Here is a 23,246-nt window from a genome sequence, read left to right as displayed (position 1 = left end):
AGCGACGCCCCGGTGCGGAGGTGTGCCCCATGGCTCCCATGGCCGTGCTCAAGGACGCGACAGCGATCGTCGGCATCGGCCAGACCCCCTTCGCCAAACAACTCCCCGAGACGGAGCGGGCGTTGGCGTGCAGGGCGATCCTCGCGGCGCTCGACGACGCCGGGATCGCGCCGGACGAGGTCGACGCGCTCGCCTCGTACACGATGGAGGAGACGGACGAGGTGGAGGTGGCCAAGGCCCTCGGCCTCGGCGACCTCACCTTCTTCAGCAAGGTCGGCTACGGCGGCGGCGGTTCGTGCGCCACGGTCGCGCACCTGGCCGCCGCGATCGCCTCCGGTCAGGCCACGGTCGGTGTCGCCTGGCGGTCCCGCAAACGCGGCTCGGGCCCCCGCCCGTGGAAGAACACCACGGTCCAACTGCCCACCCCCGCCCAGTGGACGAGACCCTTCGGTCTGCTGCGGCCCGCCGACGAGATAGCCATGCTGGCCCGCCGCCACATGCACGAGTACGGCACCACCCGCGACCACCTCTTCAACGTCGCCCTGGCCTGCCGCAACCGGGCCAACCAGAACCCGGCAGCGATCATGTACGACCGCCCGCTGACCCGCGAGATGTACATGACCTCGCGGTGGATCAGCGAGCCCCTGTGCCTGTTCGACAACTGCCTGGAGACGGACGGCGCGCTGGCCTGCGTCCTCGTCTCCGCCGAGCGCGCCCGCGACTGCCGCCGGACCCCCGTCTACGTCCACTCCGCCGCCCAGGGCCTGCCCGCCCAGCACCACGGCATGGTCAACTACTGGAACGACGACCCGCTGACCGGGCCCGCCTGGACCGCCGCCCGGCATCTGTGGAAGCACGCGGACCTCACCCCCGACGACATCGACGTCGCCCAGATCTACGACGCCTTCACCGCCCTCATCCCCCTCTCCCTGGAGGGCTACGGCTTCTGCGCCCGCGGCGAGGGCGGCGCCTTCACGGAGGGCGGCGCCCTGGAGATCGGCGGCCGGCTCCCCCTCAACACCTCCGGGGGCGGCCTCAGCGAGGCGTATGTGCACGGGTTCAACCTGATCACCGAGGGCGTACGGCAGCTGCGCGGCACGAGCACCGCCCAGGTGCCCGGCGCCGCGACCTGCCTGGTGACGGCGGGCGAGGGCGTACCGACCTCGGCCCTGCTGCTGCGCAACTGAGCGCGCGGACAAGGACGTGGGACGAGCGAGGGAGTCGAAGGCATGCTGACACCGGTCGTGGACATCGACGGCGCCCCCTTCTGGGAGTACGCCGCCCGGGGCGAACTACGGGTCCAGACCTGCGCCGACTGCGGCGAGCCGCGCTTCCCGCCCCGGCCCTGCTGCCCGCACTGCCGGTCCTTCGACCACGAGTGGCGACCCCTGAGCGGCCGGGGCCGCATCTGGTCGTACGTGCTGCCGCACCCACCGCTGCTCCCGGACTACGCCGAGCAGGCCCCGTACAACGTGATCCTCGTCGAGCTGGCCGACGCCCCGCGCGTCCGGCTCGTCGGCAACCTGGTGAGCGAGGCCGGGGCCCGTCTGGACTCCGTGCCCGCCGACCGCATCCGCATCGGGGCGCGGGTCCAGGCCGTGTTCACCCCGCAGGGCCTGCCCCAGTGGGTTCTGGAGCGCCCGTGACCGTACGCCTGACCACCGACAAGGACACGGGTGTCGCGCTGCTGACCCTGGACCGCCCGGAGAAGCTCAACGCGATCGACGCGGACATGGCCGGGCGGCTGGGCCGGATCTGGCGGGAGTTGCGGTTCGACGACACCGTGCGGGCCGTCGTCGTCACCGGCGCGGGCGGGCGGGCGTTCTGCACGGGCCTCGACCGCGACACGGCGGCCGAGGTGCCGCAGCCCAGCTCCCCCTACGCGATCGACGATCCGCTGCTTTCGATCGGCCCGAAGGCGAACGACCTCTGGAAGCCGGTGATCGCGGCCGTCGACGGCATGGCCTGCGGGGGCGCCTTCTATCTGCTGGGCGAGGCGGAGTTCGTGATCGCGGGCTCGACGGCCACGTTCTTCGACCCCCACACCACGTACGGCATGGTCAGCGCCTTCGAGTCGATCCTCATGGCCCAGCGGATGCCTTTCGGGGAGGCGGCCCGCATGGCGCTGATGGGCACCGCCGAGCGGATGTCGGCGCGCCGGGCGTACGAGGTGGGCCTGGTGTCGGAGGTGACGGAGCCGGGTGAGGCGGTGGCGGCGGCCCTGCGGTGCGCGGAGGTCGTCGCCGGATACCCGACACAGGCGGTGCAGGGCACGGTGCGGGCCTGCTGGGCGGCCCAGGAGGCGGCGCGGACGCACGCCCTGACGCACGCGCCGCACCTGATCTCGCTGGGCAACCTGCCCGCCGACCGGCAGTCCCGGCTGTTCGCCGGACGCCGGCCGGGCGGGTTCCGGGTGCGGTGAGCCCCGGCGCGGGGCTCAGAAGGAGGAGCTCACGAGGGGCTCAGAAGGAGGAGCGCTCCAGGTCGGTCAGCTTGCAGCTGCCGCCGCTCGCACCGCCGTCCTCGACCGCGCCGGCGGGCGCCTTCACGTCGATGGTGGCGGACTCGCCCGGCGGCACCGAGGGGATGAGGTTGTCCTCGGCGGTGTGCAGCACGCTGCCGCTCGCGTCCGTGAACTCCAGGTCGAACGTGTAGGAGTACGTGGCGGTGGAGCTGCTGTAGGTGGCGCGGACACGGGAGACGAGACCGTTGTCGTAGGTGCAGGTCTCGATCTTCAGATCCCTCGCGGCGCCGCGCTTGGAGCTCGACGAGCCGCCGGTCCCCACGGTGCTGCTGCCGCCCGAGGTGGACGAGGAACTGCTGTCGGAACCACCGGAGCTGCTGGAGCCGCCGCTGGAGCTGGACGAGCTGGACGAGGACGAGCCGCCCGAGCAGCCGCCGCCGTGGGAGCCGCGGGCTCCGGTGAGGGCGATGACGGCGACACCGAAGACGGCGACGGCACGGATATGACGGGACTTCACGTGTTCAACCGTTCCTAAAGACTGAGCGGGCGTGCGTCCTGTCGCCAGAACTCATGCTCAGCCGGACGCCCCGAACGGTGTTGGGTGTCCTGGTCGCCCGCGTTCGCTCCGCGTCCGGCACGCACGGATCGTGTCCGTGGTCCGGGGATGCGGGGGCGGGGTCCCTCACGCCCCGGGACGCCTGGTCGGGCCTGGACGGTCCGATGCCCCTGCTCATCGCTCCGGTGAGCAGGGGGCGGTGCCGTCCGTCGCCGGACCGGGTGCCCGAGGGCGCGCCTTCCGATCGCCACGGCTGCCGCGTCGTGGCGGGTGATCTTGCGGTTTGTGCTGGTGAGGGGTTGTTGCCAGTGCTGGGCGCCCCAGCGGCTGGTGTAGGCGGGGTCGACGGCGACGACGGGGATGCCGAGTTCGGCGGCCATCGACACCAGCCGGGCCCGCAGCCTGGCCACGGGCATGCCGGAGATGAGCCTGCGGAACTTCTTGCGGCGGCCGTGTTTCTCGCGGGTCGTCTCGGCGGTGAAGTCGAGGTCTTCGATGGCGATGGCGAGGTGATGGCGGCGGGCCCAGTGCAGCAGGCGGATCAGGGCGTGCCGGATCTGGGCATCGCGGTGGGCGGCGCTGCCGGATAGGTCGTAGCCGAACCGTCTCGGTACGCCTACGGGGTTGCCGTGGGCGTCCAGGCGCCAGGCGGCCAGGTGGTCGGCGTTGGTGTCGACCCCCACCAGACCGCCCGCGCGGACTGCGGCCAGCGGCACGCTCTGCACTGTGGGGGTGGTCCAGGAAGCGGTGAGGTACCAGCGGTCGCGTGCGGGGTCCTCGTGGATGCGGTAGGCCACGGCCCGGTTCGCGTGGATGCGGTCGGCCCACTGCTCACCCCGGTGCGCGAACCTCACGCGGGCGGTGAGCACGTACCGGCCGTGCGGGGCGTTCGCCAGATACGCAAGCGGGGCGGGGAGTTTGAGGGAGACCTCGCCCTCGGGGGTGACGCGGATGGTCTCGTTGCCGAACCGTTTGCCGGACTCACCGTCAGCCTTCAGGAAACGCCGCTCGGCCTGCCACCGGGTGCGCCACTGCTCCTCGGTGAGCCGGGCGGCCTCCAGGTGGTGGCGGGTGTTCAGCAGCCGCTTTCCGCCCCGCACCACACCTACCCGCCCGGCCTGCCAGTCCGCCCGGAGGGCTTGGAGCCGGTCGGTGAGCACGTGCAGACGACGGGACTTCGCATGCCACTCCCGCCTGCTGGCATAGCCGCCCGGGGCGTGCTTGCTGCCTTTCTCGCCCACCGGAAGCGACAGCCGGTGGGCGATCATGCGCACCCCCGCTTCCAACTGCTGGATGTGTGCGAGCTGACTCCGCCGGGCCAGCGCCCACTGATCATGCGTGGCCTTCGTGATGCTGCCGGCCCAGCGGGAGGACGACACCCCCGTCACCATCCGCTTACGCGCGGCCCACCCCTCGGCGTCATGGTCCAACCCCACCGCGCACCGGACCTTCAGATCCCGGGAGGCGAGACTGCCCAGATGATCGCCGACCAGGCGCAGTACGGTCTCGTCCTCCGCCGTCAGGTGCTTGAGCCGGTCACAGACCGCCACACCAGACGGGCCGACGGCGACGAACGGCACCGCCAGCTGCCGCAGCCCACCCAACCCCGATCACCCCGCCGTCCGCGCCCGTCGAACCCACCACGCTCCTCAACGACCCACACGGGCGAAGGTCACACATTCGACCGAGGAACCTCCGTTCACACCCGTGAGGCCATATGGGAAGCAGCCCTGACAGGCGATTGCCCCCAGGGGGAGGGGCGGCATGCCTCCCCCCGCCCCTGCGGCTCAGCGGGCCCGGTCGTGGACCCGGGCCGTCGCGTCAGTCGTGGGTGGGGTCGAGGTGCCAGACCGTGGCCTTGTCCAGCTTCACCGAGCCGTTTTCGGCGAAGACCTGGACCCCTTGGCTCGCGGGGTCGGGGAAGATCTGGTCGGTGATCACCGCTTCGCCGCCGCCGAAGACCTCGACGGACGACCAGTCGACGAGGACCCGCAGTGTGATCTTTCCGTTCACCGCCTTCAGGGGCGCGGTCTGGATGCCGGGGAAGGTGCCGCCGAAGTCGACGGCGCCGGAGCGGGTGCGGTCGACGTACAGCTCCTGGGTCGTGGTGTCGTAGCCGATGACGGTCTCCTCGCCCCCGGCGCCGGTACGCACCTTGAGCCCGAAGCGTGCGGCGTCCTTGACGGAGAACGTGGCCTCGATGTCGAGTGCCTTGCCGTCCGCGGCGGGACCGATCAACGCCTTCGACGTGTTCGTCACGGTGCCCGGGGTCGCGGTCGCCGGGGCCTGCCGCAGGGACTTCACGCTGCTCACCGGCTCGCTGGTCAGCCGGACCCGGCCGTCGACGGTGCGCAGCGCCATCTGGCGGGGGATGCTCTGCGCTCCGCGCCAGGGGGAGGTGGGGACGGCACCGGCGTAGTCCCAGTTGCTCATCCAGCCGATCATGTACCGCTTGCCGCCCGGGGCGTCCTCCCAGGACACGGCCGCGTAGTAGTCCTGGCCGTGGTCGGCCCAGTGGGCGCGTCGCAGGGTGGAGAGGGCGGGCGAGTCGGCGGCGGTGAACCGGTCGGCGAGGATGTGGCCCCAGCCGCCGGTGTTCATGTCGACGAGTTGGATCCGCGCCTTCTTGCCGAGGTAGGGGCGCATGTCGAAGGAGGCCCAGTCCAGCTTCTCGCTGTCGGTGCCGGTCGCGCTGCGGACGACCTGCCCGTCGACGATCAGGTTGACGGAGGTCTCCTGGGAGCCGGGCCGGACCCGGGTGTCGGACAGCGTGATCTGGTCGGCGTTGATGTGGCCCCAGCCGCCCGTGTTGTCGTCGACCACCCTGATCCGCGCCTTCTTGCCGGCGAGGTCCCGGACGTCCCAGGAGGCGGCTTCGAGTGCCTCGGCGTCCTTCCCGGTGGCGCTGCGGACGACCTGGCCGTCGACGAGGAGTTCGAGGGCGGTGGGGTTCGCGGAGCCGGCGGGGTGGTTGCCGCCGCCGATGAGGAAGTTGACGTACCGCTTGTCGAGGGTGAACTCGGGCGAGGTGAGGGTGCCGGTGCCGGAGTCACCGTTCAGGAAGGTGTTGACGAGGCCGCCGCCCTGGAAGCCGGAGACCTGCTGCTGACCGGGAAGCGTGCCGGTGGCCGGTGCCGGGCCGAAGGCGTCGCCGGTCGCCGTCCAGTCGCCGTAGGTGGAGCCCTCGAAGTCGGCGAGGACCTTCCCGGGCTGGTGCGGGTGCCGGCCGCCGCCGACCTTGAAGTTCAGGTAGGGGCTGTCGACGGTGAAGGGGGGCGAGGTGAGGGTGCCGGTGGTGGCGTCCCCGGAGTGGAAGCTGTTGGCGAGGCCCTCGCCGTCGAAGCCGGTGACGGTCTGCTGCCCGTCGAGCGTCCCGGCCGCCGGTCCCGGCCCGAACGCGGTGCCGGTGGCCGTCCACGAGCCGAAGCCGGGGCCCTCGAAGTCCTGCACGATCGTCCCGGCGGGCGGGGTGTAGGTGCCGTCGTCGTCGGGGGTGAACTTCGTGCCGTCGAAGTCGCCGACGAAGTACTGGGCCGCCGAACCGCCCGCGATACCCCCGGGGTTGAGGTTGACGACCAGAACCCACTTGATCTTGTTCGTGTCCCCGTCGACGGCGAGGGGGAACAGGTCGGGGCACTCCCACACACCGCCCGTCGCGCCGGCCGGGCCGAACTCGCTGAGCTGCGTCCAGTCCTTGAGGTTCTTGGAGGAGTAGAACCGCACCTTGTGCTCGGCGGACAGCGACACCGTCATCAGCCAGCTCTTGGTCGGCGCGTACCACTGGACCTTCGGGTCGCGGAAGTCGCGCGAGCCGATGTCGATGACGGGGTTGCCCTGGTACTTGGTCCAGGTGCGGCCGCGGTCGGTGCTGTAGGCGAGCGCCTGGGACTGTACGCCGGTGGTTCTGTCGTGCCTGGTGTAGATCGCCACCATGGGCGGGTTCTTCTTGGTGCCGAACCCCGTGGTGTTGTTCGTGTCGACGACGGCGCCGCCGGAGAACACCATCTCCTTGTCGTCGTGCGACAGGGCGAGCGGCAGCTCCTTCCAGTGCACGAGATCCGTGCTCACGGCGTGGCCCCAGGACATGTCGCCCCAGGAGTCGCCGCTCGGGTTGTACTGGTAGAAGAGGTGGTACTCGCCCTTGTAGTACACCAGGCCGTTGGGGTCGTTCATCCAGTTCTTCTGCGGAGTGAAGTGGAACTGGGGACGATAGGTCTCGGAGTACGGCGGGGCGTCGGCCGCGGCGGCCTGAGGGGCGAGCAGGGGCGCGGACAGGGCGCAGACGGCTGCCACCGCCGCGATCGTCCGCACGCGGGCAGGCCGGGATACACGTCCAGAGCTCATGGCGACTCCTGTGATGCGGTCACCCACGCAGCACGACCTGCGGCGGGTGACCCGACGATGTGGCGCCCTGGCCCGCGCTGTCGTCCACACCGCCGACCAGAGAGTGTCAGCGTTGACATATGTCAACGCTGACATCGAGTGGCCCGATGATGAGCGCCATCCGGCCAACACGTCAATGGTTCGCGCGGGATTGCCCGGCACGGTTTACGGTTTGTGCGTCACCCAGAGCAGCTCCGCCGGCCAGCGGTGTGCCCAGTCGGGTGGGTCCGTCTCGTTGTAGCCGTTGGGTGTTCCGGGTTCGGGCCGCGGCTCGATGAGGTCGTCGATGACGAGACCCGCGCCGCGCAGCACCCTCACCCAGTCGCCGTACGTGAGCTGATAGCTGGTCGCGCCGTCGCCTTCGTCGATGCCGTTCAGCCCGAAGTAGTCCTTCTGTAGCGTCGTGGTGACACGGCTGGCGGCTTCGTCGTAGCAGGCTTCGAACCAGGGGCTGGCGACGTTGAACACCAGGCGCCCGCCTCGGACCAGGACACGTGCGGCCTCCGGGACGGCCAGGTGCGGGGGTGCCCAGCTGAGCCCACCGAAGTCGCAGAACACCAGGTCGAAGCTGCCGTCGGCGAAGGGGAGTTGTTCGGCGGCGCCCTGCACCAGCGGGTAACGGGCCGCTCCCATCGCGTCCGCCGCCGCGGCGAGTTGGGCTTCGGACAGGTCGAGTCCGACCACGGTGGCGTCCTCGGCGGCGAGCGCCCTGGACCACTGGCCGGCACCGCAGCCGAGTTCGAGGACGCGCTTGCCGGTGACGTCGCCCAGGGCGCCCAGGTACGCGTCGGGGACGGAGTACATGCCCCACAGCCGGGGGGCGGCGCCGATCTGCGGGTCGTGCCGGTGCTGGTAGTCGGCGCTGATCCGGTTCCAGAGCCGCCGGTTGGCGGGAATGCTGTCCACACGCCGGCTCCAGCACCGGGTGCCGGGGTCGGTCAACCGGATTCGGGCACCGCCGGCTTGCCGGTCAGGACGTTGGTGACGGCGCGTAGTGGCGGGCAAGGGCGGTGGCGAGGTCGTTGAGGTGAGCCCTGGCTTCGGTGGGGCCGTGCACGGTGATGGTGCTCCCGAACGGCAGGAGTTCTCGCACGTCCTCCAGGCGCAGGAAGCGGATCGTCACCTTGTGGCCGGTGGCGGACCGGCCGGTGCCGGACCGGGCGGTGCCGGACCGGGCGGTGGCCGCCGCGTCTTCATGGTCGTCCCGGACGAGTCGTTGGCCGAAGATCCGTCGCGCTCGCTCGATCTGGGTCAGGTCGACGGTGGCGCTGACCTCTACCACGTGGTGGTGTTCCCACTGATCGACGAGCGCTGCGGCGACGGTGGCCAGGGTCTGGTTCTCGCGGATCCGTCGCGGCTGGTCGACTTCCTTCCACGCCGTGATCCGTTCGAGCCGGTACATCCGTGGCTCTCGGGCACGGTCGGCGACGAGGTACCAGATGCCGGCCTTGGCGAACAGTCCGTAGGGATCCACGACCCGGCCGCGTGGGCATGACTGGCGCGGGCTGTCGTACTCGATCCGTAGTCGGTGACCTCGCCGCACCGCGCCGATCAGCGAAGCCGGAGTCGTGTCGGAGGCTCGTCCCTGACGCCAGGGACGGCTGTCCACGTGCACCACGTCGGTGAGCGGCAGGAGCTCCTGACCTCGACGTGACTGTGCGGCGGCGATCTTGGAGAGCGCGCGCCGGCTTTCGACCGAGGCGTCGAGCTCCGCACGTTGCCTCTCATCCAGCCCGGTGAGCAACAGATGATCGCGCTCGCCCGGGGTGAGCCGCGTGAGGTCGAAGCCGGACCCGGGCAGCATGGTCACGCCTCCGAGGCGGCCCCGGTGCGCGGTCACCGGCAGACCGGCGTCACGGAGCCAGTTCAGGTCCCGGGTGACGGTGCGAAGGGACACCCCGAGCGCCGAGGCGAGTTCCTGAGTGGTCACGGCATCCCTCGATGCGAGGAGCAGCATCAGGGAGAAGAAGCGGTCTGGGGTCACCCACCGATTTTCCCAGGGAATTGCGACAGGATACGGCGCATATCCCGGTCAGGCTGGTGGACGCGTACCTCCGACCAACGAGAAGGAACCACCATGACCACGTCCGTCGTGTCCATCGTCTACGTGAACGACGCCCCCGCCGCAGCGCGCTTCTACGGCGACCTCCTCGGCATGAGCCCCTCGTTCGAGACGCCGGGCTACATCACCTTCGACCTCGGGCCGGGCGCCGACCTCGCCGTCTGGTCCGGCCACGTCGAGGACCTGTCACCGGAGGTCCCGCGCACCAGCGAGGTGTGCCTGGCCGTCGACGGCGGACCCGACGACGTCAGCGCGATCTTCGAGCAGTGGAACTCCAAGGGGGTCACGATCCTGGCCGAGCCTCGTGACGCGGGGTTCGGGCTGACCTTCGTCGCGGCCGATCCCGACGGGAACCGTATCCGGGTGGCGCTGCGGGACTGAACGGCCGCGATGCGGCGGGCGCGCACTACAGGTGTCGCGCCTGCCGTCATCCGCCGAGGGGGGCCGTGGGGGCGCGCTCGGGCTCGGGTATCCCCGTGGCGGCCTTGCAGGTCACGTCCTTCGCCGGCAGCTTGCCGGTGGTCAGGTAGGCCGTGGCCTTCTTGTCGGCGCACGACATGAAACCGTAGATGCCGTGTCCGACGCCTCCGGTGACCGTGACCATCTTCGCCCCCTTCATGCCACGGCGCATGCCCTGGCCGCTGGCCAACGGCGTCTGGGAATCCCACTCGTTCTGAAGGATCAGCGCGCCGACCTTGTTGTCGACCCTGGTGGCGGGCTCGCTGCCTTCCTTCTTCCAGAAGGCGCACGGCCTGATGTTGGACGCGAAGTCGCCGTACACCGGGTACGCGGCCTTGTCCCGGATCGCGTCACGGCGGTACTGCTCCGGATCACGCGGCCAGTCGCGCGTGTCGGCGCAGACGATGGACCAGAAGGCAGCCTCTTCGTTGTCCGAGGGCACGGCACTGCCGAACGAGGACGGAGCCTGCTCAGGTGGGTTGAGGTCCTGGCCGGCGGACGGGGCTTTGCCCTCGGCGGCCTTCTTCACCTTGGCGATCAGCTCGGCGGCGTCGCGCACGTAGAAGAACCCGAGGCGGCTCTGGGCGCGGATGTCGGCGCCGGTCAGTGAGGTGCCGTCGAAGCGGATCGGCTTGCGGTCGGCCCGGGCGACCAGGTCGTAGAACGTCGTGCGGACCGCCTGGGGAGTGCTCCCCAACTTGTAGTGGGAGTTCCGCTGGGCCGTCCACTGGGTCCACCTGGTGAAGGCGGGCTCAGCGCCCTCCGCGAAGAGCCGGAACGTGCCGCGCCAGACCCGGGCCGGGTCCGCGGCGCTGTCCAGCACGAAGCGGTCGGAACGCTCGGGGAACATCTGCGTGTAAACGGCACCGAGGTAGGTGCCGTACGAGATCCCGAAGTAGGAGATCTTCTTCTCGCCGAGCACGGCACGGATCACGTCCATGTCCCGGGCGGTGTTGCGGGTGGTGATGTGCCGCAACGTGTCGCCCTGCTTGGCGTAGCACTTCTCGGCGACGGTCCGGGCCCACTTGACGTCCTTGGCGAACGTCTCGGCCTTGTAGGGCCGCTCCCGGTTCTGCTCCTTGGACGTCAGGCCACAGCTGACGGGGGAACTCCGGCCGACGCCCCGCGGGTCGAAGCCCACGAGGTCGTACTTCCTCGTCACGGACTTCGGCAGCATGTTCGCCATGTTCGCCCGACATGTCGAGGCCCTCGGTGGCCGGGCCACCCGGGTTGAGCAGGAGCACGCCGCGACGCTCGCTCTTGGTGCTCGCCTTGACCCTCGATATGGCGAGGTCGAGCTTCTTGCCGCCCGGGCGGCCGTAGTCGAGCGGAACCCTGATCGTGGCGCACTGGAAGGCGGCCGGCCGCGCCTTGGCGCAACGGTGCCAGGCCGGCTTCTGCCGGAGGTACGAGCCGAGCCGAGCCCCCGTGGCGGGCGCCGTGGTGGGGGCGAGCACGGGAACCAGGGTGCCGACGACGCCGGCAGCCAGGAGGAGGGCCATTCGACTTCTTCGCACAGGGACGGTCCTCCGGGTCGGCGTGTTGGTACGCGCCGACCCTGCCGCGAAAAGGAGTTGGACGCATCCATCGCACAGCCAGAGCTTCTCCTCCTGGGGATGGAGGGGGACTCTCCGCCTGTGGATGGAGGGGCCGGTGTGACAGATGCTCCCTGAGCCGCCCACACCACCGCGCTCAGGGACGGCGCCCCAGTTCATTCACGGGAAAGCCCTCGGCTGAGCGCGCCGCTCTTGGCCCCGTCGAGGAAGGCACGCCAGCCGTCAGGGGTGAGGTGAAGGAGGGGACCCCGGGGGTTCTTGCTGTCACGGACGGCTCGGCCGCCGGTGGAGAGAAGGGCGACCTCGATGCAATCGCCCTGTCCTCCGGAGTACGACGACTTCCGGAAGGGGCCTATCAACTCAGCGGTCACGACGCATCGTCCTTGCTTCTCTGTAGTGCGCGCCTGATGAGCTGCGCGCTCGCGTCAGGTGCCAACGCCGCCGATCGTAGTTGGTCGAAGGCGAGGGTGTAAGCGGCGAGGTCTTCGGGCGCCTCAAGAATCGAGGTACCTCGCAGGTTCTCCAGCGTCACCGCCTCAACGACGGCCGCGTCGTCGAAGCTGAAGGACGCGAACGCGGAGATCTCGCCGGCCATGGTGCCCGCGCTCAGGGGGAGCACCTGAATCGTCACGTTCGGCCTCTCCCCCACCTCAAGAATCCGTTCCAGCTGCGATCGGTGGATCTCGGCACGCACCAGAGAGTGGATGATCACGGGTTCCCAGAGGATGGCCGTGTACGCCGCCCCGCCCTCCTCGATCTTCGCCTGCCGCACCTCGCGCACCTTGACCATCTGCCCTACGCGTTCCGGGGCTACGTAACTCGGGCTGGACTTGATGACGGACTCCGCATACGCGGGTGTTTGCAGCAGGCCCGGCACCAGTGCTTGTGCCCACACTCGGATATAGGTCGCGTCGTCTTCCAGGGAGATGTGATCGAGGTAGTCGGGCCGCAAGCGCTCCGCATGTTCGAGCCACCAGCCACGCCGGTTGGACCGCTTCGCCAAGTCCTCCAGTTTGCGGAGGACTTCGGGATCACTCACGCCGTAAGCATCCAGCAGTACCCGGATCTCCAGGATGCGCGCCGTCACATGCCCGCTCTCTATACGGCTGACCCGCGCCTGATCCACACCGAGCACGCCTGCCGCATAGGCCTGGTCGATCTTGGCGGCCTTCCGATACCTCTTCAGTGCAGCACCAAGTCGCCTACTGCGCACGGTCGGCCGTCCCCTGCGGGCATTGCTTCCCCTCTCCTGCGAGAACTGGTACCGGCTCGCTCCACTCTAGGGGGCGTCATCACCAAGGAGGGAATCTGACATATATGAGACCGTTCTGCTTGTGGTCAACGAGATTTGAGCTCTAGCCTCATGAGTACGCGCCGCTACAGCGCGTGACTTGACTGCACGTCAGGGGGTCTCCTCGCCATGCCCGCACTCTCCCCTCGCCCCTCCCACCCGCGCCGTGACTCCTTCCGCATCCCCAAGCGCAGACGGCACGTCCCCGAGGCTCGGGCCGAGGTGCGGCGGATCCTCAAGGACTGGGCGGTCGGTGGGGAACTCGCCGACGACATCGCCACCGTCGCCACCGAGCTCGTCTCCAACGCCGTACGGCACTGCCAGGTGCCCCTCGCCGAGATCGAGGTGACCCTCTCGATCCGGGGCTGCGGCCTGCTCGTCGAGGTGGCGGACCCTGACCGGGGGCGGCTCCCGGCGCCTCGTACGGAACACGGCCCGGAGGGCGACGGCGGGCTCGGGCTCGTGCTCGTCGCCGCGTTGGCGGAGCGGTGGGGATGCGAGGCCCGGCCGTTCACCAAGTCCGCGTGGGCCTACTTCCTCGTGCCCGGCGAGTCCGGCGAGTCCGGTGAGTCCGGGTGCGACCAGTAGCCCTGCCGCCGCTCAGCCCCGAACGCGCCCGGTGGCGCCGCTGGGCCGCGCGCTCGGAGCGGCATCGGGCCACGCACGGCCGGTGGTTGCCGATGCTCCCGCGCGAACCGTGCTGGGAGCGGGCGCGTCCCCATAGGAATGTGCGCACCGAGGAGCCTGTGCACGCGGAGCGGGAGCTCGTACGGCCGTACGTCGCGGCCTACTTGAGAGAGGAGCGGCCGAGATGGGCATGAGGGAGGCAGCGCCGGGGGCGCGGCCCGAGCAGCCGGACCCGGTCAGGGCCACGTTCCACGCGTGGCTCGACCACGTCCTCGTCTGCGACGACGGCTGTCGGGTCCCGGCACGCCACTGCTACCACTCGGCTCTGCTGGGCGACCGCCACCGCGAGGCCACGAGAGCCGCGCGTCCCCGGCGATGAACCGGTGGCGGCGCGTCGGCGGCGGACGCGCGGGCCGCCGACGCCAGGGGTGGGCGCTGGTTCACCAGGCCAGCACCCCGTGCCGGTCGCGGAACGTTCCGGTCGGGCCGTCCGCGCCGATCGTCGCGAGTTCCACGATCGCGTCCGTGCCCTCGGTCACCGTCTGGGGGCCGCTGTGGCCGTTGAAGTCGGTCGCGGTGTAGCCGGGGTCGGCCGCGTTGACCTTCATGTCCGGCCAGGACTTCGCGTACTGCGTGGTCAGCATGGTCACCGCGGCCTTCGACGCCGTGTAGAGCGGCGCGAGGTTGCGGCCCTCGGCGCGCTCGGGGTCGTGGGTCAGCGCGAACGAGCCCATGCCGCTGGACACGTTGACGATGACGGGGTTCGCGGACTTGCGCAGCAGCGGCAGGAACGCGTGCGTCACGCGGACGATCCCGAGGACGTTGACGTCGAAGACGGTGCTCGCGTCGGCGGCGGTGAGCTGGTCGGCGGGGAGGTGCGGCCCGAAGACACCCGCGTTGTTGATCAGGACGTCGATGCCGCCCTCGCGCGCCTCGATGTCCTCGGCTGCGGCGGCCACCGACGCGTCGTCCGTCACGTCGATCTGGACGAAACGGGCACCGAGGGCGTCGGCGGCCCGCCGGCCGCGCTGCGGGTCACGGGCGCCGACGAGGACGGTGTGACCGGTCTGGATCAGGCGGCGGGCGGTCTCGTACCCGAGGGACTTGTTGGCTCCGGTGATGAAGGTTGTCGTCATGCGTCCACCCTCGGCGCGTGCCGAGAGGACAACCAGTGCCCTCCGCGACGGTAGGACTGCTGGTACCAGGCACGACGTCCGGTCGGCGGACACAATGGGTGGGTGGACGAGACCCTGGGCACGGCCGAGACCTTGGGCACGGCCTTGCGCCGCTGGCGCGACCGGCTTTCCCCTCTCGACGTCGGGCGGACCGCGCGGCCCGGACGACGTGCGGTGGGGTTGCGGCGCGAGGAACTCGCCGAACTCGCGGGACTGTCGGTCGACTACGTGGTGCGGCTGGAGCAGGGCCGCGCCACGAGCCCTTCGGCGCAGGTCGTCGCGAGCCTGGCCAGGGCGCTGCAACTGCAACCCGTCGAGCGCGATCACGCGTACCGGTTGGCGGGCCTCCTCCCGCCCCAGGAGGGGACGGTCTCCACGCACGTCCCGGCGGGGGTCCAACGGATGCTGGCGCGCCTCGGGGAGTTCCCGGTGGGTGTGTTCAGTGCCGACTGGACCCTGCTGTCGTGGACTCCCGCGTGGGCCGTGCTGATGGGCGACCCCGGCATGCGGACGCACCGCGAGCGGAACCTGGTGCGGTCGGTGTTCGCCGCGGGGGCCGGAAGCCTCGCCGCCTGGCCCGTGCTCCAGGACGGCGACACCTTGAAGACCGCCCTCGTCGCCGATCTGCGCACGGCCCTCGTCGGCCACCCCCGCGACCGCGGCCTCAACGACCTCGTCGAGGAACTGCGGTCCGCCAGCGCGGAGTTCACCCGGCTGTGGGACGAGGGAGCGGTCGGCCCGCACGTCTCGGCCCGCAAGACCGTCGTGCACCCCCAGGTCGGCGAGGTGACGTGCGACTGCGACGTCCTCACCGTCCCGGGCTGCGACGTCCGCCTCGTCGTCTACACGGTGGCCGCGGGTTCCGCCGACGCGGAGAAACTGGAGTTCCTGCGCGTCACGAACGGCCTCCGCACCGACGGCCCCCTGCCCCCGGCACCCGGCCTGCACTCCACGCCGTAGTCCCAGCAGGCCGACCCGCACTCCACGCCGTAGCCCCAGGCCCGACGCCCGCCCTCAGCTCGTGCGGGCCGTCCCCGTCCCCTTCTCCGCGTCCAGCGCGTACACGCAGCGGTCCTTGCTGCACGCGTACACCACGCCGTCCTTGACCACCGGGGAGCCGGTGATCTCCCCGCCCGTCGCGAGCTTCCACCGCAGGCGTCCGTCGTCCGCCTTCAGCGTGTAGAGGAGGTGGTCGGTGGAGCCGAAGTGGATACGGCCCTCCGCCACCGACGGGGCGCCGACGATCTCGCCGCCCGCCTGGAAGCGCCACTTGGGTGTGCCCGTGACCGCGTCGAGGGTGTAGAGCCCCTTGCCGCTGCCGACGTGGACATGCCCGGCGGCCACCAGGACCGGCTCCAGGGAGGAGCGGGACTCCGTCGCGATGCGCCAGCGGTCGCGGCCGTCGGTCGCGTCGAGGGCGTAGACCGTGCCGAGGTAGTCGGCGAGGTAGACGCCGCCACCCGTGACGGCGGGGCCCGGCGCGAACGTCGGCGCGGACAGGAACACCGCCGGTGCCTCGAAGTGCCAGCGGACATGGCCGCTCGCCACGTCGATGGCGAGGACCCGGCTGCCCGCGGAGACGTACACATAGCCGTCCGCCGCCGGGGTCAGCCGGACGGGGACACCGCCGCAGGACGCCGCGTCGCCGATGGGGTACGACCAGCGCTCCTCACCCGTACGGGCCTCCAGGGCACGCAGCCGGGCGTCCTTCCAGACGTAGACCGTGCCGTCGTGGACGAGCGGCCCGGCCTCGGGGGACTCGAAGTCGGTCTGGGTGCCGGTGATCTCCCAGAGCTTGTGCCCGTTGGACGCCTCCCAGCCCTGGACGCCGCCGCCCCGCGTGGCGGTGACGACGGTGCCCCGGTCGGCCTTCAGCGAGTACACCCACGCGTCGGTGGACAGCCGCCACAGGTCGGCGCCCTCCCGTGCGTCGAGCGCGAAGAGCGTGGGGCCGTCGGAGGCGTGGATACGGCCGTCCGCGACCGCCATCGACCAGGCGACGTCACGGGTCTTGAAGCGGCGCCGCCCGGTGGCCACGTCCAGGGCGTGCACCTCGAAGGAGGTGACGTAGACGAGGTCGCCTGCGACGGACGGGGTGCCCCACACATCGTTCGACATGCGGAAACGCCAGGGGCGCCAGCCGGAGGCGGCCGGCTCGTGCGCGGGGTGGGCGGTCACGGCGGGCGCCGGGTCGGCGCCGTTCACCCCGGCGCGGGGGCGCGACCAGGACGCGGCGAGACCCGCCTCGGGCGGGGGTGCCTTCACGGCGGCGGCGCGGGCGTCGGCGACCCGCGGACCGGGCCCGATGGGCACCTGCGCGCCGGCCAGCCGTACCGGCCCGGTGTCGGGGGCGCCGACCGGGACGGGCGCCGGGTCGTACGAGGGCGGGGGCGGCACGGGGGCCGGGGCCGTGGGCCGGCCCCCGCCGCTGCGGCCGCCGGAGGTCTGGCCCGGCTTGGGGGACGGGCGCCCGCCACGGCGGGACTCGATGAGGCCGACGGCCTTCTCGGGCAGCCACGCCGACGCCGTACCGCTGTCGTCGGACCCGGAGCCGAAGAGATGGGGGGCGAGCTGCGCCTGGAGGTCGGCCGGGCCCGGCCGGGCGGTCGGGTCCATCTGCATACAGGACTCGATGAGGGGCCGCAGATCGTCCGGGAGCCCGGACAGGTCGGGGCCCTCACGCAGCAGCATGAAGACGGTCTCGACGGGGTTCGCGCCGTGGAAGGGCGCGTGCCCGGTGGCCGCGAAGACGAGCATCGACCCGAGCGAGAAGACGTCGCTGGCGCCGGTGACGCTGCGCGAGTCCTTCGCCTGCTCGGGGGACATGTACGCGGGCGTGCCGACGGCGACGTTCGTCATCGTCAAACGGGTGTTCGAGACGCCGGAGGCGATACCGAAGTCGATCACGCGGGGCCCGTCCTCGACGACGAGGACGTTCGACGGCTTGAGGTCGCGGTGGACGAGACCGGCGCCGTGGATCGACTGGAGGGCCTCGGCGACGCCCGCGGCGAGCCAGCGGACGGCCTGGACCGGCATCGGTCCGCAGTCGTTCACTATCTCTTCCAGCGAGGGCGCGGGGACGTACGCGGTCGCCAGCCACGGCACGGCGGCCCGCGGGTCGGCGTCGACCACGGCCGCCGTGTAGAAGCCGGACACCGCGCGGGCCGCCTCGACCTCGCGCGTGAACCGCACCCGGAAGAGCTGGTCCTCCGCGAGTTCCGTCCGCACGGTCTTGATCGCCACGCGCCGACCCGACGCCGAGCGCGCCAGATAGACCAGCCCCATGCCGCCGGCACCCAGCCGTCCCAGCACCTCGAACGGCCCGATCCGCCGCGGATCGTGCTGCGTCAGCTGATCCACTTGCCCTGCCACCTCCCCGTACGGCCCGCGTCACCCACGTTGTGTGCGCGACCCCGTGCAGCGTCTCACCACCGCACCGCCCTGGCGGCACGCACCCCGATTCTTCCTGTACCGGGGGCAGGTTGCGAACCCGGGGGCGGAACGGGGTGTCTCAGGACAAAATCACGTCGTCCGCTCCGTGGGAAGCGGGGGCCCGCATGATGGAACACCGCGAGCGGGGGCGTACCACCGGCGCACAACCCCCTCACCCGCCCCCACGGCACTCCCCAAGACCTACCCGTACGACGTTGGCGCGACAGCCCCTCAGCCTTCGTCTTCGCGGTTTTCGTCCCCTTCCAGCCGCAGATCGTCAGGGAGCTGCTCCTTCTGGCCCTCCTCCTGCGGTGCCTCCCGCCAGTCGTCCCCGGCCCTCCGCTGGAGCAGCGCGAACGACGCGCCTTGATTGTCCGTGACGACCGCCACATTTCCGTACGACGTATCGAACGGCGGCACCTGGACCCGCCCGCCGAGCCGGGTGACCACACCCAGGGCGGCCTCGCGGTCCTCCGTACCGAAGTGGACGAGGAAGTGCGGCGGCATCTCGGCGGGGAACACCTCGGTGACGGCGGCCCGCCCGAAGTCGGGGTCGGCGTCGGGCCCGAAGAGCGCGTCGTGGAAGAGGTGCGCGTAGAAGGTGTTGGCCGCCTTGGTGTCCCGCGTGTACAACTCCGCCCAGGCGAAGGTCCCCGGCTCGTGCCGCCGCCCGAACCCCGGGTGCGTGCCCGCCTGCCACAGCCCGAACACGGCCCCCTCGGGGTCCGTGGCCAGCGCCGCGACCCCCAGGTCCCCGACCGGGGTCGGCGTCGTGATCACCTGTCCGCCGGCCGCCCTCAGCCGCGCGGTGAGCGCCACCGCGTCCGGCGTCGCGAAGTGCGGCGTCCACACGGTGGGCATCCGCCCGTCGGGCTTGGGCACGAGCGCGGCGACGGGGGCGAGGGGGACGTCCGAGGGGGCGCCCTGGGCGATGTCCGAGGGGGCGTCGGACGAGGTGGGGGACGCCTCTGGGAGGTACGCCCAGACCTCGTGCGCCCCGTCGCCGGGAGCCACCTTGAACGTCCACCCGAAGAGCTCGCCGTAGAAACGCTTCCCGGCCTCCACGTCGGGAAGCTGCACATCGATCCAGCACGGAACGCCCTCGGGGTACATACCGCCAAGCTAACGGCGCCCCACGCCCCCCGCGCGCGGAGCGGGTGCGTGCGGGTGGCCGGCGGCGCGGGGCCCGCCCCGGCGCACCCGGCAGCCCCGGCGCACCCACTCGCCCCTCGTACCCGCCCGCCCCGCTTCTCCTGCGCAGCGAAAGAAACCCGCCACCCCGCTGCCCGTCGCGTCCCGAGAAGCCCTTGGTGAAGCCCGTACTCCCCATTTGCAGTCGGCCGAATCGCGCTCCGATCACCCCTCGGTAAGCTGACGGCATGACAGGACAAGTGCGTACCGTCGACGGCCGCGTGGCCGGCCGACGTGGGCAGGCGACCCGGCAGAAGCTGCTCGACTGCCTCAGCGAGATGCTCAGCTCCTCCCCCTACCGGGACGTCAAAGTCATCGATGTCGCCCGGAAGGCGGGGACTTCGCCCGCGACCTTCTACCAGTACTTCCCTGACGTCGAGGGCGCTGTCCTGGAGATCGCGGAGCAAATGGCCGCCGAGGGGGCGACGTTGACGTCCCTTCTCGAAGGGCGCTCCTGGGTGGGCAAGGCCGGCTGGCAGACCGCCCAGGAACTCGTCGACGGCTTCCTGGAGTTCTGGCGCAAGAACGACGCGATCCTCCGGGTCGTGGACCTGGGCGCCGCCGAGGGCGACAAACGCTTCTACAAGATCCGCATGAAGATCCTGAACTCGGTCACCAACTCCCTCTCGGAGACGGTGAAGGAGCTCCAGGCCAAGGGCCGGGTCGACAAGGACGTGAACCCGGGCGCCCTCGCCGGTTCCCTCGTGGCGATGCTCGCCTCGGTCTCCTCGCACCAGAAGGGCTTCCAGTCCTGGGGTGTGAAGCAGGCCGAACTGAAGCCGAACCTCGCCCTGTTGGTGCACCTGGGCATCACCGGCAAGAAGCCCACGAAGTAGCCGGGAGTGCCCCCGGCGGCCCCGGACGCGGATCCTGTCACGCCGGCGGCGCCCTCACCCGAGGGGCACCGCCCGCCGCGTCCTCACCACCGCCGGGACGATCCGGAACACCGCGTCCTCACCACCGTCGGGACGATCCGGAACACCGCGTCCTCAACGCCGCCGGGACGATCCGGAACACCGTGTCCTCACCGCGGGCTTATCCGGAACACCCGTATCTCCCGTTTCACCCGGGCCTGGTAGGTCGAGTACGGCGGCCAGAAGCGCAGCAGTTCCTTCCACGCCGCCGCCCGTTCCTCGCCCTGGAGCAGCCGCGCGGTGACCGGTACGTCCTCGCCCTTCCAGCTGATCACGGCGTCGGGGTGGGCCAGGAGGTTCGCGGTCCAGGCGGGATGGTCGGTCCGGCCGAAGTTGGAGCCGACGAGCAGCCAGCTCCGGCCGCCCTCCTCAGGCATACAGGCCAGCGGCGTACGGCGCGGCACCCCGCTCCGCGCCCCGGTCGCGGTCAGGACGATCCCCGGCAGCAGTTGTGCGCTGAGGAGCACCCTGCCCCGTGTCACCCGGTGCACGGCCCGGTCCAGGGCGGGGATGACATGGGGCGCCACCCGTGCGAACGCCGGAGCGGACGACACCTTCTGCACCCATCGCACGCCCACGTCCTTCAGCCCACTCGCGCTCTTCGAGGCCATCAGCCCCGCACCTCCTCGTCGTCGCCGCCGAAAATGCCCGCCAGCTCCGCCGCCCGCCCCCGCAACCGGTGCACGGGGCCGAGGAGCAGTGCCTCCGCCGTGGCGCGCTTGACGTACAGGTGCGCCTCGTGCTCCCAGGTGAAACCGAGGCCGCCGTGGAACTGGACGCCCTCCGCGGCGGCGGTCCGCAGCGCCTCCAGTGCCTGGGCGAGCGCCTGCCCGCCGACCCGCTCGCCGCGCACGCCGGCGCTCCACGCCGCGTAGTAGGCCGCCGACCGGGCGGCCTGCACACCCACGTACACGTCCGCCAGCCGGTGCTTGACCGCCTGGAACGATCCGATCGGCCGCCCGAACTGCTCCCGCTGCCCGACATGGGCGACGGTCCGCTCCAGGGCCCGGCCGGCCGCTCCGACGGCCTCGGCGGCGAGAGCGGCGGCGGCCGCGTCACCCACCCCGGCGAGCGCGGCCGGTACGTCCGCCTCGTCGTCCTCGCCCAGCAACTCGGCTGGGGTGTCGCGCAGTTGGACACGACCCACCGGCCGGGTCTCGTCGAGGGCGGTCTGCCGTACCCGTACGAGTCCGGCCGCCTCCGCCCGGACGAGGTAGATCAGGGTGCGTGACCGGGCGAATCCGCCGGTGTGGGCGGCCACGAGGAGCAGGCCCGCGCTGTGCCCGTCGAGCACCTGCGTGACCTCCCCGTACAGCCGCCAGCCGTCGCCGGACCGCCGAGCCTGCACTCCCCCGGCACGGCCGCCGCCGGCCCACGCGCCACGGTTGTCGCCGGTCAGGGCGAGCGCGGTGGCGAGGGCGGCGCCGGGGACGGCGAGCGCGGCGGTGAGCCGGCCCGTGGCGAGGAGGGGCAGGAGCCGGTCGCGCTGGCGGTCGGCGCCGAGGGCGAGGACGAGGGGGGCCGCGAGGAGAGCGGTGGCCGCCAGCGGCGAGGGGGTGAGGCCGCGCCCCAGTTCCTCGCAGGCGAGGGCCAGTTCGGTGACCGAGCAGCCGACCCCGCCGTACTCCTCGGGGAGCGCGAGCCCCGGCAGGCCGAGCTGTTCGGCGAGCGTCGTCCACAGCGCGGTGTCGTACCCCTCGCCGGTCCGTACGGCCCCCCGAACATCCTCCGGGCCGCTGCGCTTGAGCAGCAACTCCCGTACCGTGCGGCGGATCTCCTCCTGCTCGGCGGTGAAGCGGGCGTCCATGGGCGGGTCCCCCTCTGCTCACCCTCTGCTCGATCTGACGGTGCGTCATGTTAGAGCGGGAGGCGACGGAAGCACAGGTCCCCCACGGCAGCAATCTGATGTACCGTCAGATTCATGACCACTGCCGCCGTACCGGGGATCCGCAGGGGAAGGGCCGGTCGCCGCGAGGTGGCCGTCGTGGGGGTCGCGCTCGCCGACTGCGGGCGGGTGGACGACGCGACGCCGTACGCGCTGCACGCGCAGGCCGCCCGCCGGGCCCTGGCGGACGCGGGCCTGGAGCACACCGTCGTGGACGGGCTGGCGTCGGCGGGCCTCGGGACGCTGGCGCCGGTGGAGGTCGGCGAGTACCTCGGGCTGCGGCCGACGTGGGTGGACTCCACGTCGGTCGGCGGCGCCACCTGGGAGGTGATGGCGGCGCACGCGGCGGATGCGATCGCCGCCGGGCACGCGAACGTCGTGCTGCTCGTGTACGGCTCCACGGCCCGCGCCGACATCAGGGCGGGCCGCCGCACCGGCACCCTCTCCTTCGGCGCCCGCGGCCCCCTCCAGTACGAGGTCCCCTACGGGCACACCCTGATCGCCAAGTACGCCATGGCCGCCCGCCGCCATATGCACCAGTACGGGACGACCCTGGAGCAGCTCGCCTCCGTGGCCGTGCAGGCCCGGGCGAACGCGGCGGCGAACCCGGAGGCGATGTTCCGCACGCCGATCACCGTCGACGACGTGCTGTCCTCCGCGCCGATCGCGGACCCGTTCACCAAGCTCCACTGCTGCGTCCGCTCCGACGGCGGCGCCGCGGTCGTGCTGGCCGCCGAGGAGTACGTACGCGACTGCCGGCCCACGACCCCCGTCCGGGTACTCGGCACCGGGGAGCACGTCTCCCACACCACCATGTCCGAGTGGCCCGACTTCACCGTCTCCCCGGCGGCGGTCAGTGGCCGTCTCGCCTTCGAACGGGCCGGGATCCGCCCGTCCGAGATCGACTTCGCGGAGATCTACGACGCGTTCACCTACATGACGCTGGTGACACTGGAGGACCTGGGTTTCTGCGCGAAGGGCGAGGGCGGCGCCTTCGTGGAGAAGAACCGGCTGACCCTCACCGGGGACCTCCCCGTCAACACCGACGGCGGCGGCCTGTCCGCCCAGCACCCCGGTATGCGCGGCCTCTTCCTCCTCGTCGAGGCCGTCCGCCAGCTGCGCGGCGAGGCCGGCGAGCGGCAGCTCCGCTCCCCCGGCGGCGATCTCCCCCGCCTCTGTGTCGTCTCCGGCACGGGGGGCTGGTTCTGCTCCTCGGGGACGGTGGTCCTGGGGCGGGGGTGAGGGGGCCTT

The 23,246-nt window shown here is 71.5% G+C and carries 21 protein-coding genes and 1 pseudogene; 9 read left to right on the top strand and 13 right to left on the bottom strand.

The annotated features are described in order from the left end of the window. Positions 1–38: 38 nt before the first annotated feature. Genes SMA5143A_RS25660 through SMA5143A_RS25650 form a run of 3 tightly spaced genes read left to right on the top strand, consistent with a single transcriptional unit; the run spans position 39 to position 2,422 of the window. Positions 39–1,187: a lipid-transfer protein gene (locus SMA5143A_RS25660; RefSeq protein WP_055539631.1), complete on the top strand. Its 1,149-nt coding sequence runs from the start codon at positions 39–41 to the stop codon at positions 1,185–1,187. Positions 1,188–1,229: 42 nt separating this feature from the next. Then, the gene (locus SMA5143A_RS25655; RefSeq protein ID WP_107465210.1) at positions 1,230–1,646 is read left to right on the top strand and encodes a Zn-ribbon domain-containing OB-fold protein; all 417 of its coding nucleotides are present in this window, start codon (positions 1,230–1,232) and stop codon (positions 1,644–1,646) included. Beyond that, positions 1,643–2,422, top strand: coding sequence for an enoyl-CoA hydratase/isomerase family protein (locus SMA5143A_RS25650; protein ID WP_107465209.1), 780 nt, complete (start codon positions 1,643–1,645; stop codon positions 2,420–2,422). Before SMA5143A_RS25655 ends, SMA5143A_RS25650 begins: the two co-directional genes overlap by 4 nt. Positions 2,423–2,462: 40 nt before the next feature. On the opposite strand, the gene SMA5143A_RS25645 is transcribed toward SMA5143A_RS25650, so the two are convergent. The 5 genes from SMA5143A_RS25645 to SMA5143A_RS25625 form a co-directional block, all read right to left on the bottom strand. Next, a complete protein-coding gene (locus SMA5143A_RS25645) occupies positions 2,463–2,981 on the bottom strand; it encodes a hypothetical protein (RefSeq protein WP_107465208.1) in 519 nt (172 codons plus the stop codon). A gap of 14 nt (positions 2,982–2,995) precedes the next feature. Further along, on the bottom strand, positions 2,996–4,624 hold the full coding sequence (locus SMA5143A_RS25640) for an IS200/IS605 family accessory protein TnpB-related protein (protein ID WP_107465207.1): 1,629 nt from the start codon (positions 4,622–4,624) through the stop codon (positions 2,996–2,998). A gap of 217 nt (positions 4,625–4,841) precedes the next feature. Next, positions 4,842–7,364: a glycoside hydrolase family 32 protein gene (locus SMA5143A_RS25635; protein WP_107465206.1), complete on the bottom strand. Its 2,523-nt coding sequence runs from the start codon at positions 7,362–7,364 to the stop codon at positions 4,842–4,844. Between the two features lie 204 nt (positions 7,365–7,568). Further along, positions 7,569–8,309: a class I SAM-dependent methyltransferase gene (locus tag SMA5143A_RS25630; RefSeq protein ID WP_107465205.1), complete on the bottom strand. Its 741-nt coding sequence runs from the start codon at positions 8,307–8,309 to the stop codon at positions 7,569–7,571. Between the two features lie 64 nt (positions 8,310–8,373). Beyond that, positions 8,374–9,387: a helix-turn-helix transcriptional regulator gene (locus tag SMA5143A_RS25625; protein ID WP_107465204.1), complete on the bottom strand. Its 1,014-nt coding sequence runs from the start codon at positions 9,385–9,387 to the stop codon at positions 8,374–8,376. Positions 9,388–9,480: 93 nt separating this feature from the next. Here SMA5143A_RS25625 and SMA5143A_RS25620 point away from each other — a divergent pair, with 93 nt between their 5' ends. Next, positions 9,481–9,846 (top strand): VOC family protein, encoded by a 366-nt coding sequence (locus SMA5143A_RS25620; protein ID WP_107465203.1) that lies wholly within the window; start codon positions 9,481–9,483, stop codon positions 9,844–9,846. Positions 9,847–9,892: 46 nt separating this feature from the next. Here SMA5143A_RS25620 and SMA5143A_RS25615 read toward each other — a convergent pair. The 3 genes and pseudogenes from SMA5143A_RS25615 to SMA5143A_RS25605 form a co-directional block, all read right to left on the bottom strand. Continuing rightward, positions 9,893–11,426: pseudogene (locus SMA5143A_RS25615) on the bottom strand (alpha/beta hydrolase). A gap of 209 nt (positions 11,427–11,635) precedes the next feature. Then, positions 11,636–11,851 carry a DUF397 domain-containing protein gene (locus tag SMA5143A_RS25610; protein WP_107465202.1) on the bottom strand — a complete coding sequence of 72 codons (216 nt, stop codon included), beginning with the start codon at positions 11,849–11,851 and terminating at the stop codon, positions 11,636–11,638. Beyond that, positions 11,848–12,693: a helix-turn-helix domain-containing protein gene (locus SMA5143A_RS25605; protein WP_107465201.1), complete on the bottom strand. Its 846-nt coding sequence runs from the start codon at positions 12,691–12,693 to the stop codon at positions 11,848–11,850. The genes SMA5143A_RS25610 and SMA5143A_RS25605 overlap by 4 nt, the downstream gene beginning before the upstream one ends. Positions 12,694–12,900: 207 nt before the next feature. On the opposite strand from SMA5143A_RS25605, the gene SMA5143A_RS25600 reads away from it, so the two are divergent. Continuing rightward, positions 12,901–13,359: an ATP-binding protein gene (locus SMA5143A_RS25600; protein ID WP_107465200.1), complete on the top strand. Its 459-nt coding sequence runs from the start codon at positions 12,901–12,903 to the stop codon at positions 13,357–13,359. Between the two features lie 229 nt (positions 13,360–13,588). Next, positions 13,589–13,777: a hypothetical protein gene (locus SMA5143A_RS25595; RefSeq protein WP_146193951.1), complete on the top strand. Its 189-nt coding sequence runs from the start codon at positions 13,589–13,591 to the stop codon at positions 13,775–13,777. Positions 13,778–13,838: 61 nt separating this feature from the next. Here the strand turns inward: SMA5143A_RS25595 and SMA5143A_RS25590 are convergent, their stop codons facing one another. Next, the gene (locus SMA5143A_RS25590) at positions 13,839–14,534 is read right to left on the bottom strand and encodes an SDR family NAD(P)-dependent oxidoreductase (protein ID WP_107465198.1); all 696 of its coding nucleotides are present in this window, start codon (positions 14,532–14,534) and stop codon (positions 13,839–13,841) included. 102 nt (positions 14,535–14,636) lie between these two features. On the opposite strand from SMA5143A_RS25590, the gene SMA5143A_RS25585 reads away from it, so the two are divergent. Beyond that, complete coding sequence (locus tag SMA5143A_RS25585) at positions 14,637–15,533, top strand: helix-turn-helix transcriptional regulator (RefSeq protein WP_181362010.1); 897 nt, start codon at positions 14,637–14,639, stop codon at positions 15,531–15,533. A gap of 54 nt (positions 15,534–15,587) precedes the next feature. Here the strand turns inward: SMA5143A_RS25585 and SMA5143A_RS25580 are convergent, their stop codons facing one another. Both SMA5143A_RS25580 and SMA5143A_RS25575 read right to left on the bottom strand, forming a co-directional pair. Then, positions 15,588–17,933, bottom strand: coding sequence for an outer membrane protein assembly factor BamB family protein (locus SMA5143A_RS25580; protein WP_107465197.1), 2,346 nt, complete (start codon positions 17,931–17,933; stop codon positions 15,588–15,590). Between the two features lie 303 nt (positions 17,934–18,236). After that, complete coding sequence (locus SMA5143A_RS25575) at positions 18,237–19,118, bottom strand: VOC family protein (protein ID WP_107465196.1); 882 nt, start codon at positions 19,116–19,118, stop codon at positions 18,237–18,239. A 266-nt stretch (positions 19,119–19,384) separates the two neighbouring features. Here SMA5143A_RS25575 and SMA5143A_RS25570 point away from each other — a divergent pair, with 266 nt between their 5' ends. Beyond that, positions 19,385–20,032, top strand: coding sequence for a TetR family transcriptional regulator (locus SMA5143A_RS25570; protein WP_107465195.1), 648 nt, complete (start codon positions 19,385–19,387; stop codon positions 20,030–20,032). Between the two features lie 188 nt (positions 20,033–20,220). On the opposite strand, the gene SMA5143A_RS25565 is transcribed toward SMA5143A_RS25570, so the two are convergent. Together SMA5143A_RS25565 and SMA5143A_RS25560 are read right to left on the bottom strand one after the other, a co-directional pair. Beyond that, positions 20,221–20,721, bottom strand: coding sequence for a nitroreductase family deazaflavin-dependent oxidoreductase (locus SMA5143A_RS25565; RefSeq protein WP_107465194.1), 501 nt, complete (start codon positions 20,719–20,721; stop codon positions 20,221–20,223). After that, positions 20,721–21,917 carry an acyl-CoA dehydrogenase family protein gene (locus SMA5143A_RS25560; RefSeq protein WP_107465193.1) on the bottom strand — a complete coding sequence of 399 codons (1,197 nt, stop codon included), beginning with the start codon at positions 21,915–21,917 and terminating at the stop codon, positions 20,721–20,723. The genes SMA5143A_RS25565 and SMA5143A_RS25560 overlap by 1 nt, the downstream gene beginning before the upstream one ends. Positions 21,918–22,031: 114 nt before the next feature. Between SMA5143A_RS25560 and SMA5143A_RS25555 the strand changes: the two genes are divergently transcribed. Further along, positions 22,032–23,237, top strand: coding sequence for a thiolase C-terminal domain-containing protein (locus SMA5143A_RS25555; protein ID WP_181362009.1), 1,206 nt, complete (start codon positions 22,032–22,034; stop codon positions 23,235–23,237). Positions 23,238–23,246: the final 9 nt, after the last annotated feature.

It is taken from the genome of Streptomyces sp. MA5143a, assembly GCF_900290235.1.
Taxonomy (GTDB): Bacteria; Actinomycetota; Actinomycetes; order Streptomycetales; family Streptomycetaceae; genus Streptomyces.
This window is presented reverse-complemented; position numbering and strand designations above follow the sequence as displayed.